Here is a 14,936-nt window from a genome sequence, read left to right as displayed (position 1 = left end):
AAAATAAAGCATTTAGTAGGGGTGTATTAAACTTACCCAAAATTATGGTTTTAGAAAAATAAAGCACCAACGGTTAGTTGGTGCTAATGTTTCACTTATTTTGGGACATTTTCAAAAATGCTTGACAAGCAATATTATTTAAATTATAAAATTAATGTTGTACTATAGTATCTTCTAAGCTATACTACTCCTTATTTTTCCACTGTTTTATATTCAACCTCAATATATTTATCTTCATCATAAAATTTTTCTGATTGCCCATAAATACGTATATTGGTTTGTACAGCACTTTCAGCAATATGTTTTGCAGTATTTATAGTTGCAATAACAGTTGTATCTGCTACAACCGCAGTTATTGCTGCTGCTATTTTTGCAGTTTTCCCCACCACACCACCAACTACTGTACTGCATTTTTTAGTGTTTAAAGCCAACTTCTGCTTACCTGAAAGCCCTACTATATTAGCTACAACATTACCCGTTAGCTCAATGCTATACTCAGCTGTATTCCCCACTAGTTTTCCAGCACCATATATTATTTTTCCAACCATTGTCATCATCATCACCATACCTATATCATACTTTACCTAAGAATCATGTGCCCTACTACTATTATACCATATTTTTGAAAAATCATTATATTGTATACCTATTTATAAAGAAGCACTGGAAGTATAACACTTACTAATTGTTTATCACTTTTAGAAATAGCTCTCTTTGCAATGACTTGCAATACGAAAGGCTTAAATCATCATCTGCCATGCTGCAATATTAAATTTCTTGTTTCAATCTCCTTTGAAAACCACAAAGGAGAATTTTCCTATCTCCCCTTTAGTATTGTGTATTTCTTACATTATTAAGTGCATGATATACACCTATAGCTAATTGTTCCATAGTTGTATTTTCCTTTGGCTTAAATTCATTGTTTTCTATTTGTATAAATCTGAAAGCCTCTGCAATAGCAACATACCCTACGTTATCCTTGCTTATATTGGCTGCATCTTTATAATTAATTTTAAACAACTCACTGTGCTGGGCTAATTTGCTATAATTAGTGTATTTAACTAATATCTTAGCGAGTTCTTCTCTAGTAACTAATTTATCTCCTATAAATTCACCATCTGAGTTTTCCATAATTCCATAGGATACAGCCAGTTGAAGGTATTTATAGTTTACATCAGATTTTACAATATTGGAGAATTTTAAATCTGCAGTCTTATCTGCCATATATGGTGTATAACCTCTTGCATTTACTAACATTTTAATTAAATCAATTTGAGTGATTTTTTTATCTAATTTAAAATCACCAGTTTCTATTAATCCTTTAGATGCTAAAATACTTAATTCTTTTTCGGCCTTACTGCCTTTGATTTTTTCTTTAAACAATTCTATATTTTGGTCGATATTTTCACCACCATAATTTAGAAACTTACCAGTAAGGGCATCAATATTTGTATAGTCGTACATCCCATTAGCATCGCTTAGTTTATAGGCAAGTTTTATTTCTAATTCTGGTTTTTCTGGATTATCACTTTTATTTATTTGTGTATAAACTAGTACTGGTTTATACTTACTAAACATTGTTTCACTTACATTTTTCTTACTTATAACATTTTTAATATCTGGGAATTTAATGTTTTTATCCCAATTACAATTTAAATTACTCATCTCGCCGGTTACGGCACTAAAAGCAACATTTATACTATTATCATTGAATTCTATGCCATTTTCTAGTCTTGAAAAGTTGAAATAATAAGTTCTTTCACCCATTTTATCGTAAGCATTATATTTATAACGAGGTTGCTCTGTTTTTATTTGTTTTACAATGCCCGGATAATACTTGGCTACTGCTTCTATTGCCTTAGTGTATGCCTCTTCCCAAGATAATTTAGCCTGGAACTTTGCAGTACCATTATAATCTTCATTTGAATTTCTATTAATGCTTAATATGTCTCCAGTTAAAGCATCTATTGATATATTTCCACCTTCATTGTATTTTGATGCATCTCCTTTATTGAAATATGCATTCCAAGTTTTATTACTTGAACTGCCAAGGTTTTCAGTATACTCTTGATATCCTAAGCCTTCTATGGCATAACCCTGGCCATAAACATTATTTATGAAATTTTTTATTATAGTTCTTGCTTCCTCTTCCTCTATTGCCTTTTCTCTAGTTGTTACCACTTTTGATTTATTATAAAAGTCTGCCTTTTCTTTATCATTTAAATTTTTTATTACAGGAATATTACCATTGCTAAATGGATCCATGAACTTACCATCTTTAGCATCCAAAACATTTCCTTTATTAAATTCTGGAACATATACTGGTTTTACAGTTCTTTTATTTTCATAATACATATACTCTTGTGTAAAAGCCATATATTTCAAAGTCATTTTAGCTTCTGTTTTAAAAGCTTCAACTGCAGTTTTAGAATCTATCATCCCCTTAACCTCTGGAAATTTGAAATCTTCATTCCAATTACTGTAGTAAGAAACTACCTTTCCGGATGCCCCATCAACTTCTATATTAATATTATTACCATCAAATTCTATGCCATTAACTTTATTTACATAGGTAAAATTATAATTAGGTGACCCATGATTCCCTAAATTATTATAATCTTTTTTATTAGATTCATTATATTTTTTAGGTTGGATTTTTGAAACAAAATCATCACTAATTTTTTGTGCTTCCTTAGCTGTCATTGTGGGAACTGCATTTTCTTCATTTATCTTACGCTGATAATTATTTACTTGAGTAACTTCACCAGTTTCTGCATTTAAGGTAACATTAATGTTAATAGTTTTTTCCATATTATTCATTTGCCAATTAATATTCCAGGAGCTAATCTGCTTACCATTGTAATTAGAAGTATTAAAGTTACTTGTTTGTGTGAATTTGCTCTCATCTATTTCCGTATTAAAATAAGTTTTCATAGTTCCCTTTGCAATCTCTTTTGCTTTTTCCTTTGATATTTTAACACTTTTTTCTGTTTCACTATTTTTTGTAATTGCAGCCCCTGTAGTCGTGTTTGTGCTTACAATTGGCGTAACTGGAATTTGAGGATTTGTCATGGTTTTTGCAAAAGTTGAAGTTGTACTAGTAACCGTTAATGCCGAGGCTAATAATACCGAAAATATTTTTTTTCTGTTCATGATAGTTCCCACCTTTCAATATAATGTTTTATTCTTTCATATGAAAATCTATCTTTTGTTGAAAAGTATACTCCCTATAATTCTATTATCATATATATACATTATAGACCCTTACGAATTCAAATTAGTTACATATAAATTACATTTTTTTCTAATTTTATAAATTGTTGTCTCATTTGAATTTGCAACTTTATAAATCTTTTCAGGTATTGTATAATGTATATGTTATAGAAAAAAAGGAATGGGAGTGAAAATATATGACAAAAACTATTTTTAAAGGCAGTGCAATGCTAAATCCTGTTCCCGTAGTATTAATTACCTCAAAAAATAAAGAGGGAAAAATTAATGTTTTTACAGTAGCTTGGATAGGCACAGCTTGTACTAAACCCCCAATGATAACTGTAGCCATAAGGCCTGAAAGGCTTTCCTATGAATATATAAAAGAAAGTGGTGACTTTGTAATAAATTTACCTAATTCTAGAATGGTTAGACAAGTGGATTATTGTGGTGTGCGCTCAGGAAGACAAATAGATAAAATTCACGAAATGAACTTTACTACTGAAGACAGCAAGGATATAGTGGCTCCTTTAATTTCTGAATGCCCCATATCTCTAGAATGCGTTGTTAAAAGCATTACCCCTTTAGGTACCCACGATTTGTTTTTAGCTGAAGTTGTTAATACTCATGTAGATAACCGCTTAATAGATTTAAACGGGAAAATTCATTTTGAAAATGCAGACCTTATTACTTATTCTCACGGTGAATATTTTAGTGTTAATTCTAACCCTCTAGGCAAATTTGGTTATTCAGTTCAGAAAAAAAGCAGCAAGGCACCTGTAAAAAATAACAAGTCAAAGCAAAAAAAGAAAGCCTGATTTCCAGACTTTCTTTTTTTTGCATTAGGCATATTTAAATAACAAGTCAGCTTGTTATTTATTTTCATGTGCACTATTTATTCATTTTTAACATTTCACCTATAGCTGCTATACTACCTAAACTTGACAATGTCTCATTTGGAAGTATAAGCTTATTAGCTGGATTCTTAGCCATTTCTTTAAGAGCTTCTATTTGTTTTAAAGCTATTACTGTTTCATTTGTACCTGACTCTATAATAGCTGTGTTTATTCTTCTTATTGCATCTGCCTCTGCTATTGCAATAGCCTGTATAGCTTTAGCCTTACCTTCTGCTTCAAGAAGTTGAGATTCTTTCATTCCTTCTGCACGTCTAATATTTGCTTCTTTTTCAGCTTCAGCATTTAATATTTGAGCTTGTTTAAATCCTTCTGCTTTTTCAATTTGACTTTGTTTTTCACCCTCTGCTGTAAGAATAAACGCTCTCTTATCTCTCTCTGCTCTCATTTGTTTTTCCATTGCCTGTTGAATTTCAGATGGTGGAATTATATTTTTGATTTCTACAGATAATATTTTTATTCCATAAGCATCTGTAATTTCATCAATTATTTCAAGAAGTCTTAAATTTATTCTATCTCTTCCTGATAATACTTCATCCAATGTCATATCTCCCACAATATTTCTCATATTAGTTATAGTGGAATACACAATACCTGATTTATAATCTTCAATATTGTACACTGCATCTCTTGAACTAATAACCTTATAAAATATAACATTATCAATTGATATATTTACATTATCTTTAGTTATAACATTTTGTGGTTGTATATCTAATATTTGTTGCTTGGTAGAAATTCTTCTGCGAACAAAATCTGCGAAAACAATTGTTAAATGCCAGCCTGGCTCTAGTATCCTATGGAACTGACCAAATCTTTCTACCAAACACACAGATCCAGTATTAACAATTTTAATGGATGATATAATCATGATAACTAATATTAACAATATAAACAAACCTACAAACGATCCTACTCCCATAATAAATGCCTCCTTAAATTTTAATAAAACTTATACCTTAGCTATTAATAACTTATTTCCTTCAATACCAATAATTTGAACAGAGTCACCGCTTTTTAATGGCTTTCCTACATTTTTTACAGTCCAATAAATTCCTTGAAACTTAATATTTGCTTTTATGTCAATATCTTTTGTTATTACAAATTCACTTCCAATATATCCTTCTTCCATAGTCAATGTTTTGGTTACAGTTTTCTTTATAGTTCTCTTAACTATAGGATATCCAACAGATGTACATACTGCACTAACCCCTATGAAAACAATAGCTTGAATAATTACCGGTGCATTAAATGCTATAGAAATTATAGCTGCAATTGCGCCTATAGCAAACCATATAAACATAAAACTACTTGTTATAATATCAATAGCTATTGCCCCTAATGCTACAACTACCCAAAATATCATTGGCTTCCATTCCATGTTGTCCCCCCCCTTTCGAATATCAATTAGCGTTATAACCTTTTAAAGCATTATGATATTACTAATCCTTATTTAAGTATATCTCTTTTTTGTGTTTTATAACACCATTTTGTTGTAATAATATTACAACAAAAATTTGATGTGTTGTTAATATATCATTATATAGTATTTTTTATACATAATAAAGTTTTGTTTTAGCACATTATATGTTATTCAATACTCTATTATGCCCTTGCATAGTTCTATCTTATGTTTGCTTTCATTATCTCATTAATTCACCTTTTTAAAATATAAAATAGTTTGGGGACGGTTAACAACTATTTGAACTATAAATGCCTAAATAGTGGGGGACAGTTAACAATTATTTAAACTAAGGTAAAATAATTGTTAACCGTCCCTACTAATGAATCTAAGATAATGATATAATTTTATTGAACACTGGTTATATAAAGTCAATTTTACAAATACTATATTTAAGAATTAAAGAAAGGTCGTGAATTAGTTTGGATACTTCTTTTATTAGAGTTTCTGCCGCTTGCCCAGTGGTAAATGTGGCAGATATAAAATTCAATTTAAATAACATAGAAAGCTGCATTGAAGAGGCTTTAAAAGAAAAATCAAAATTTATAGTTTTCCCAGAACTTTGCATAACAGCTTATACCTGTGCGGATTTATTTTTACAACAGGAATTACTTGAAAAATCTGAAAGTGCAATTGAATCCCTATGTGAATTTTCTAAAAACAAGGATATACTCATTGCTGTAGGAGCTCCACTACATTTTAATAATTGCCTATATAATTGTGCTTATATAATATTTAAGGGTAACATTTTAGGAATAGTACCAAAAAGCTATATTCCAAATTACTCTGAGTTTTATGAAAAAAGATGGTTTACTGAGGGGCTTGGCATACTAGGCAAAACTGTAAATCTTCCTTTTGCAAAGTCCATCCCTTTTGGAACCAATTTATTGTTCACCTGCAATAATATTAAAATTGGTTTTGAAATTTGTGAGGATCTTTGGGTAACCATCCCCCCTAGCAGCTATTTGGCCCTTCAGGGTGCAAATATAATTGCTAATTTATCTGCATCTAATGAACTCGTTAGCAAAGCTGATTACAGAAAATCCTTAGTTTCATCTCAGAGCGCAAGATGTATGTGTTCTTATTTATATGCATCCTCTGGTGTTTTTGAATCTTCCACAGATTTACTTTTCAGTGGTCATCTTTTAATTAGCGAAAATGGTTTATTATTAAAAGAAAACAATAGATTTCAAAGAGAAAATGAAATTATCACCTCCATTATTGATATAGATAAGTTAAATAGTGAAAGGTTAAAAAATATCAGTTTTAGAAATAGTCCTTCCATATGTCCTTTTGAGGTATGCGAAATTCCTTTTGAATTTTCAAATTTAGAACTTGGAGTTTTTGATAGATATATTGATAAGCATCCTTTTGTTCCTTCTAATGAATATAAGCGTGCGCTACGTTGCAAGGAAATATTTAATATTCAGTCCTCGGCTCTTGCTAAAAGATTCTCTTATACGGGGCTTAATAAAGCTATAGTTGGGATTTCTGGCGGACTTGATTCAACCCTTGCACTGCTCGTTATAGTTAAAACCTTTGATATGTTAAATTTGCCAAGAAAAAATATTATTACTATTACTATGCCTGGTTTTGGAACTACAGATAGAACCTATATGAATGCCGTAAACCTATGTAAACATTTAGGTACAGACTTTAGAGAAATTAATATAGTAGACGCCTGTCTGCAACATTTCAAAGACATAAACCATCCAATAGAAAAACATGATGTAACTTATGAAAATGTTCAGGCAAGAGAAAGAACTCAAATTCTTATGGATGTTGCTAATAAAGAAGGTGGACTATTAATAGGAACAGGAGATTTATCTGAACTGGCTTTAGGTTGGTGCACATATAATGGAGACCATATGTCCATGTATTCTGTAAACTGCTCAATTCCTAAGACTTTGGTGAAATATTTAGTTAAGTATGTATCAGATAAAGAAGCTTCAAAGGAAGCCTCCGAAATACTTTTAGATATCTTGGACACTCCTATAAGTCCAGAACTTCTGCCTAAAGATGTGAATGGTAAAATCGCTCAAAAAACTGAAGACATAGTAGGCCCTTACGAATTACATGACTTTTTCCTTTACTATTTCATGAAGCAAGGCGCCACCAAAAGTAAAATATTATTTTTAGCTAAAGAGGCTTTTAAAGCCGATTATGCCGAAGATGAAATTATTAAATGGTTAGATAAATTTATAAAAAGATTCTTTACTCAACAATTTAAACGTTCAGCCCTGCCAGATGGTCCAAAAGTAGGAACTATAAGTTTATCTCCAAGAGGAGATCTTAGAATGCCATCTGATGCTAGTTTTAATTCTTTCCTTTAAATCGTAATTTGCTATGCTACAATATTAAACCTGAATAAAGTACATGTATTATTTTGTGTAAAGTTAACTTCAAACTTTACGCAATATATGTACTTTTTTCATTTATAAACATCCACAATAAGTCCCGCAATTTCATCAATAGTGTTTGCTATGTCAAGATTTTCTTTTTCGCCACTCAATAACATTTGTGTAAGCTCCTCTAGTTTCAAGTCCACAGTCTCCACCGTTATAAAATATTGTGTTTGCCAAAAACTAATATCCTTCTTAACCTCATACATATGTTTTAAAACAGAATCTAAATATTCTCTAATTAAATTTTTATATGCTTTCACATCTGCAAAGCATTTTGTAATGCTCAATCTATTTCCTTTCTTTTTTATATCATCCATCATTTCCTTAAGTTGTTGTTCTGATTTTTGCTGCCTAGCAAAACTAAAATTTTGTGAAAAATCTTTTTTACTAGATACAGTTTTCTTATCTGATGTAACCGCTGCATTCCTTCTAGCTCTTGATATTTCCATGTTTTTCCACCTCCTGTTTTCAAAATTAATTATTAGAATGTTTTCATATCCTTATATACATTATATCGAATTTTCCGCAAAAAAATATACACAATAGAAAATTAATTCTTGTCACAATAGAAAATTAATTCTTGTCACAATAAAAAAATTAATTTACCCATATATTTAAGAATAATTTCAGCCAAAATCAAATATAAAATCTTTTACTTATAAATTTGCCAATTTTTTTTATATTAGTATAATAATATGGTAAATAATATACATTATAGATATAGGTTTTTGATTTACACTAGAACCAATATTTCTATCCATATAACTAAAAATTAAAATTCTTAGGGGTGGACAAATGAAAAAATTACTAAACATGTTTTGGACTTTCTTTAAAATAGGAGCTTTTACCTTTGGCGGAGGGTATGCCATGATACCTCTCATAGAAATTGAAGTTGTTAATAAAAAAAAGTGGCTTTCTAAAGAAGATTTTTTAGATGTAATTGTTATTTCTCAAACTTTTCCTGGAGCCTTAGCTGTTAATAGTAGCGTATTTATAGGCTATAGAACTTGCGGACTACTTGGAGCTATTATTGGGCTTCTAGGAGTTGTTTTACCCTCATTTTTTATAATATTGTTGGTTGCAGTTTTTTTTATGAAATTCAGGGATTACTATTATGTGGATTTGGTTTTCAAAGGTATTTCTGCTGCGGTACCAATGCTCATACTCATAGCCGTAGTAAGTTTATCCAAATCTTTAAAGAAAAACTATGCAAATCTTATTATAATTTTAATTTCCATGGGGAGTATATTATTCTTTAATGTACACCCTGTTATAGTTATACTTTTATCTGGTTTATACGGGGTAATATTTCTTGGAAAGAAGGTGAAGTAAATGTCAATTTTAATAAAAATTTATCTATCCTTCTTAAAAATAGGTGCCTTTAGCTTTGGTGGAGGATATGCTATGATTCCCCTTATCAAAAGGGAAATTGTAAATAACAATAATTGGATTACCTCCAAAGAGCTTATTGATATTATAGGTATATCCCAGATGACTCCAGGACCTATAGCCATTAATTCAGCAACTTTTGTAGGTTTTAAAGTTGCTGGTATATTAGGCAGTATTTCGGCAACTTTAGGCGTAATTTCCTTTTCATTTATCTTAGTTTCTATAGCTAATCACTATATTGTTAAATTCAAAGAATCCTACATAATGAAGGCAGCTCTCGCAGGTATGAGGCCTGCGCTAATTGGCCTTATAGTCTCTGTATTCTTATCCATGGGAAGTGACTCTTATAAAGACATTAAAAGTGTAGTAATTGGAATCATAATTTTAGGACTGCTGATTACAAATAAAATTCATCCAATTTTAATAATAATGATTTCAGGGCTATTGGGTATTCTTTTTTATGGTCTAATACCTATTTAATTGCTTCTCTTTATTTGCAACATATTTGTATTTTATATTTTGGCATAATATTTTTCTTCTTTTAAATAAATTAAGCTATAATAACAAATACTATAAGTTGAGGTGATGTTAATGTTTTTCAACAAAACTATTGAGCAAGTTTTAGAAGAATTTGGTTCTAATCCAATAACAGGACTTTCTCAAAATCAAAGCGAGGTAAAAAGAGAAAAATTTGGACTAAACCAATTAACAACTAAAAAACCAAAAACTCTAATAGCCATGTTTTTTGCCCAGCTAAATGATATTTTAATTTATATTTTAATTGCGGCTGCAGTGATTTCTGCCCTCCTTGGTGAAACCAGTGACGCAATAATAATTGCTATTGTAATTATTATTAATGCTACAGTTGGAATTATTCAAGAATCTAAAGCAGAAAAAGCACTTGATGCACTAAAAAAATTATCCACGCCTAAAGCTATAGTTAAAAGAGATGGGCAGTTAAACGAAATTCCATCAGAGGAAGTTGTACCTGGAGATATTATTATTATTGATGCAGGAAGATATGTACCCTGTGATTTGAGACTTATTGAAGCTGCAAATTTAAAAATAGAAGAATCCACACTTACGGGAGAATCTGTGCCTGTGGATAAAGACGCTTCTCTAGTTCTGCCGGGCGAGGATATACCCCTAGGTGATCAAAAAAACATGCTCTTCATGTCAACCCTTGCAACCTATGGTAGAGGTGTGGGCATAGCTGTATCTACTGGAATGGATACTCAAATAGGTAAAATTGCTAAAATGCTAGATGAAAAAGTAGACGATGAGACCCCACTTCAAAAGAAACTAGCGCAACTTGGCAAGTACCTGGGAATAGGTGCCCTATTCATATGTGCTCTTATGTTTATAGTGGGTGTTCTTCAAAAGAGAGATCTTTTTGAAATGCTGCTTGTTTCCATAAGTTTAGCTGTTGCAGCTATTCCTGAAGGTCTTCCTGCTATAGTAACTATAGTTCTTGCTATGGGAGTTCAAAAGATGATAAAGGAAAATGCTATTGTAAGAAAATTACCTGCTGTTGAAACTTTAGGTTCAGTAAATATTATTTGTTCAGATAAGACGGGCACTTTAACTCAAAATAAAATGACAGTAACAAAATTCTATGCTGATGGTAAGTTAGGAGCTATAGACAGTCTGAACATTAATCATACTGAGCATAAGCTCTTACTAGAAAATCTTATTTTATGCAATGATGCCACTTACTCGGAAAATTCAAAAACTGGCGACCCCACAGAGATTGCTCTATTACAAGCTGGGGTAGACTATAGCATATTTAAAGACGATTTAGAGAAAACTCATAAAAGAATTGATGAGATTCCTTTTGATTCAGATAGAAAATTGATGACTACTGTAAATAAATATGATAATGACTATTATGTAATGACAAAAGGTGCTATTGATAATCTATTAAATCTATGCACAAAGGCATATATTAAAGGCAATATAATAGAAATTACGCCAAATATAAAAAAAGACATATTAGCTGCCTCAAATAATATGTCTGACAATGCACTAAGAGTTCTAGGTGCCGCTTATAAAATTCTTCCTAGCTCTCATGTAGAGATTGATTCACTAGAGCGTGATTTAATACTCATTGGCCTAGTAGGTATGATAGATCCTCCTAGGCTAGAGGTTAAGGATTCTATTTCCCTATGCATGAAGTCTGGAATAAAAACTGTAATGATAACTGGTGACCACCAAAACACAGCTTTTGCTATAGCTAAAGATTTAAATATTACCAATGATTCTTCTGAGGTTATATCTGGCACCGAGCTTGATAAAATGTCTGATGTCGAACTAAATAATAGAATTGAGAGTATAAGGGTATTCGCAAGAGTGTCACCTGAACATAAAGTGAAGATTGTACGCGCTCTTAAATCAAAAGGAAACATTGTATCAATGACTGGCGACGGAGTAAATGATGCACCCTCTCTTAAAATGGCAGACATAGGAGTAGCCATGGGTATAACAGGTACTGATGTTGCTAAAGGTGCTGCTGATATGATACTTATAGATGATAATTTTTCAACTATTGTTGCTGCTATAAAAGAAGGACGAAACATCTTCACAAATATTAAGAAAACTATAATATTTCTTCTATCCTGTAATATAGGAGAAATTATAGCACTATTTCTTGCCATACTTTTAGGCTGGGCTACGCCCCTTCGCCCTATCCATATATTATGGGTTAACCTAATCACCGATACACTACCAGCATTGGCTTTAGGTGTAGATCCTGGTGACCCTGATGTAATGAAATATAAACCTAGAAACCCAAAAGATAGTTTATTTAAAGGTGAATCTTTAAATTTACTTCTTAACGGACTTCTAATAGGTATCTTAACCCTAGCTGCATTTGTAATAGGTGCAAAATATTATAGTGGAGACACTAACTTATTCCCACTATTCCCGGGAAATCTTTCAGAAGATGCACTAAAACATGCACAAACCATGGCCTTTGTAGTACTTAGTGTCTCTCAATTAGTACACTCTTTAAATATGAGAAATGAGAAGAAATCCATATTCCAAATAGGTTTATTTTCAAACAAATATTTAATTGGAGCTATAGTTTTTGGTATACTACTACAAGATTTTATAATAACTGTGCCATTTCTAGCAAATGTTTTTAGTGTTCATTCCTTAAGTTTAATGGATTGGAGTTTTGTTACTATTCTATCCCTTATGCCACTACTCCTTAATGAAATAGTAAAAATATTCAAGCGCAGTTCTTCCATAATATAAGAAAGTAGATAACAAATAAAAAAGTAAGAGCCTGATGATTAACTCATAAGGCTCTTACTTTTTTTTGTTAAATACGGAGGTTAAGAATTTATTTTAATCTAGTACCCTCTTCATTTTGAAGGATTAGGTCACTTTTCATAAGGCCACCTAATGCTCTTTTAAATGCATTTTTGCTAGTTTTAAAAACTTTTTTTATATCATCTGGAGAACTTTTATCATTGTATGGCATAGATCCATCGGAATTTTTAAGATATTCTAATATTTGCTCTTCAACTACATCTCTTTCCTCTAGTCTTGGTTTTCTTACTGTTAAATCCATTTTACCATCTTCATAATATTTTTTAACTCTTGCTTTTAATCTATCTCCAGGAGTTATATTCATATAATTCTCATTTCTTAGAATAACCCCTCTATAAATATCATCAATAGCTACCATTACAGTACCATTAGTCTGGATTCCGTATACTGTGCCTTCCACTTCATCATCAATATTATATGAATCTGTATCGTATAAATATTTATCCACAAAAGTAGTGGCTGCAATTCTTCCAGTCTTATCTAGATATATATAAAAAAGATATTTTCTGCCTGTTTCTAAACTGTAATTTTCCTCCTTAAAAGGAACCAATACATCTCTTTCTAGACCAATTTCTACAAAACTACCTATTGTAGTCATATCAACAACCTTAAGATAAGCTAAATCCCCCACCTTTGCAAGTGGTTTTTTTAAAGTTGAAATTAACCTATCACTTGAATCTCTGTACACAAAGGCTTCAACTTCATCATCAATATTAAGTGCCCTACCTAAAGTACTTTTCATTGGAAGTAGTACGTCATCACTAGTATTTCCTGTGCCAGCGTCTAAATAGTACCCAAATTCTGCTCGCCTTACTACTTTTAAATTATTTAAATCTCCTATGTTTATCATTTATTATCTCCTACCTTTTATTTTAAACTTTTGGCCAATCTATGTATTTGTTAAGTTTACAAACAAATTCAACTAAATATTTTTCTTCAAGCTCTGTAAACCTTCCTACTTCTGGACTATCTATATCCAAAACTCCATAAACTACATCGTCTTTTATTATAGGTATAACAATTTCTGAATTCGTTGCAGAGTCACAAGCAATATGTCCTGGAAATTCATTCACATTTTCTATACGCTGAAGTTTTTTTGTGGCAACTGCTGTTCCACATACGCCCTTACCTATTTGTATTCTGTTACAAGCGGGCATTCCTTGAAACATTCCCAGCACCAATGTATTTTCGCGTACAATGTAAAACCCTGCCCAATTTAATCTATTCATAACTGCTTTAATAATTGCAGCAGCATTTGATAAATTTGCTAGGTCATTTTTTTCTGAACTGAGCTGTCCTTCTAAAAGAATAAGCATATACTTATATTTCTGCTCATTTGTCATCTTTTCTATTCCATTTAATTTTATCATTTTTCCCACTCCTTAAAAAAACAATAATTCCCTACCTTCTATTGTAGTTAAAAAACGTCGAAAATAAAAGCTATTTTTAAAAATAAAAGACAGTTAACAACTCAATTGTTCAAATAGTTGTTAACCGTCCCCATTTACCTAGACTTTTATTTTATAATATATTTCATAGAAAGCTCTGCATAATTCTCCGCAGATTTTTTTAAGGCTTCTTTTTCTTCTATAGTCAGTTCTCGAATAACCCTTGCCGGCACTCCCATGCAAAGAACGCCGGTCGGTATTTTCTTCCCCTGCGTAACCAAGCTACCAGCACCAATTATAGTATACTCTCCTATTTCAGCTCCATTTAGTATAGTGCTTCCCATACCAATTAAAGTATTACTTGAAATTTTACAACCATGTATTATAGAATTATGTCCTATAGTTACATAATCCCCAATATATACTGGAAAATCCTCATCATTGTGCACAGTGCAATTGTCTTGAACATTTGTATAAGCACCTATAGATATATAATTCATATCCCCTCTTAATACAGCTCCAAACCAAATATTACTGTACTCTCCTATAGATACATTTCCTATAACGTCTGCACTAATAGCAATAAAAGATTGTTTGTGTACCTTAGGTATTTGTCCATCAAATTGATGTATCATAAGTTGCTAATCACCTCTTCCAAAAAATAAATACTAATCTATTATACAATATAATAATATTTATTACACTGCAATATTATATAAATTGTCCTATTATTCACAATATTATTACATAATAATCTGTATTGATTTTTATATAATTTCATTATATAATACCATATATAGTTATGAATTCCTTTGTGATTACTACATATAGTGTG

At 31.1% G+C, this 14,936-nt stretch carries 13 protein-coding genes; 5 read left to right on the top strand and 8 right to left on the bottom strand.

Going from position 1 to position 14,936, the window contains the following annotated elements; all coding sequences use genetic code 11:
• Positions 1 to 191: 191 nt before the first annotated feature.
• Positions 192 to 548: a hypothetical protein gene (locus Ctaglu_RS18730; RefSeq protein ID WP_207669501.1), complete on the bottom strand. Its 357-nt coding sequence runs from the start codon at positions 546 to 548 to the stop codon at positions 192 to 194.
• A 280-nt stretch (positions 549 to 828) separates the two neighbouring features.
• Positions 829 to 3,153 (bottom strand): YcdB/YcdC domain-containing protein, encoded by a 2,325-nt coding sequence (locus Ctaglu_RS18725; RefSeq protein ID WP_125004541.1) that lies wholly within the window; start codon positions 3,151 to 3,153, stop codon positions 829 to 831.
• Between the two features lie 257 nt (positions 3,154 to 3,410).
• On the opposite strand from Ctaglu_RS18725, the gene Ctaglu_RS18720 reads away from it, so the two are divergent.
• Complete coding sequence (locus tag Ctaglu_RS18720) at positions 3,411 to 4,028, top strand: flavin reductase family protein (protein WP_125004539.1); 618 nt, start codon at positions 3,411 to 3,413, stop codon at positions 4,026 to 4,028.
• 73 nt (positions 4,029 to 4,101) lie between these two features.
• On the opposite strand, the gene Ctaglu_RS18715 is transcribed toward Ctaglu_RS18720, so the two are convergent.
• The gene (locus tag Ctaglu_RS18715; RefSeq protein WP_125004536.1) at positions 4,102 to 5,046 is read right to left on the bottom strand and encodes an SPFH domain-containing protein; all 945 of its coding nucleotides are present in this window, start codon (positions 5,044 to 5,046) and stop codon (positions 4,102 to 4,104) included.
• Between the two features lie 30 nt (positions 5,047 to 5,076).
• Positions 5,077 to 5,505 carry an NfeD family protein gene (locus Ctaglu_RS18710; RefSeq protein ID WP_125004534.1) on the bottom strand — a complete coding sequence of 143 codons (429 nt, stop codon included), beginning with the start codon at positions 5,503 to 5,505 and terminating at the stop codon, positions 5,077 to 5,079.
• Positions 5,506 to 6,008: 503 nt separating this feature from the next.
• On the opposite strand from Ctaglu_RS18710, the gene Ctaglu_RS18705 reads away from it, so the two are divergent.
• The gene (locus Ctaglu_RS18705; RefSeq protein WP_125004532.1) at positions 6,009 to 7,919 is read left to right on the top strand and encodes an NAD(+) synthase; all 1,911 of its coding nucleotides are present in this window, start codon (positions 6,009 to 6,011) and stop codon (positions 7,917 to 7,919) included.
• A 98-nt stretch (positions 7,920 to 8,017) separates the two neighbouring features.
• On the opposite strand, the gene Ctaglu_RS18700 is transcribed toward Ctaglu_RS18705, so the two are convergent.
• Positions 8,018 to 8,440, bottom strand: coding sequence for a YaaR family protein (locus Ctaglu_RS18700; protein ID WP_125004530.1), 423 nt, complete (start codon positions 8,438 to 8,440; stop codon positions 8,018 to 8,020).
• A gap of 346 nt (positions 8,441 to 8,786) precedes the next feature.
• Between Ctaglu_RS18700 and Ctaglu_RS18695 the strand changes: the two genes are divergently transcribed.
• The 3 genes from Ctaglu_RS18695 to Ctaglu_RS18685 all read left to right on the top strand — a co-directional run bounded on the left by Ctaglu_RS18695 (position 8,787) and on the right by Ctaglu_RS18685 (position 12,635).
• On the top strand, positions 8,787 to 9,323 hold the full coding sequence (locus Ctaglu_RS18695) for a chromate transporter (protein ID WP_125004528.1): 537 nt from the start codon (positions 8,787 to 8,789) through the stop codon (positions 9,321 to 9,323).
• Positions 9,324 to 9,860: a chromate transporter gene (locus tag Ctaglu_RS18690; protein WP_125004526.1), complete on the top strand. Its 537-nt coding sequence runs from the start codon at positions 9,324 to 9,326 to the stop codon at positions 9,858 to 9,860.
• A gap of 111 nt (positions 9,861 to 9,971) precedes the next feature.
• Positions 9,972 to 12,635, top strand: coding sequence for a cation-translocating P-type ATPase (locus tag Ctaglu_RS18685; protein ID WP_125004524.1), 2,664 nt, complete (start codon positions 9,972 to 9,974; stop codon positions 12,633 to 12,635).
• 88 nt (positions 12,636 to 12,723) lie between these two features.
• Here the strand turns inward: Ctaglu_RS18685 and Ctaglu_RS18680 are convergent, their stop codons facing one another.
• From Ctaglu_RS18680 to Ctaglu_RS18670, 3 genes are all read right to left on the bottom strand, one after another.
• Entirely contained in the window at positions 12,724 to 13,563 is an 840-nt protein-coding gene (locus tag Ctaglu_RS18680) for a CvfB family protein (protein ID WP_125004521.1), read from the bottom strand.
• Between the two features lie 22 nt (positions 13,564 to 13,585).
• Positions 13,586 to 14,083, bottom strand: coding sequence for a free L-methionine (R)-S-oxide reductase MsrC (msrC, locus tag Ctaglu_RS18675; protein ID WP_125004519.1), 498 nt, complete (start codon positions 14,081 to 14,083; stop codon positions 13,586 to 13,588).
• A gap of 146 nt (positions 14,084 to 14,229) precedes the next feature.
• The gene (locus tag Ctaglu_RS18670; RefSeq protein WP_125004517.1) at positions 14,230 to 14,736 is read right to left on the bottom strand and encodes a gamma carbonic anhydrase family protein; all 507 of its coding nucleotides are present in this window, start codon (positions 14,734 to 14,736) and stop codon (positions 14,230 to 14,232) included.
• Positions 14,737 to 14,936 lie beyond the last annotated feature (200 nt).

Source organism: Clostridium tagluense, assembly GCF_003865095.1.
Taxonomy (GTDB): domain Bacteria; phylum Bacillota; class Clostridia; order Clostridiales; family Clostridiaceae; genus Clostridium_AD; species Clostridium_AD tagluense.
Note: the sequence above shows the minus strand (reverse complement) of the source record. Positions and strands in the feature narration are given on the sequence as shown.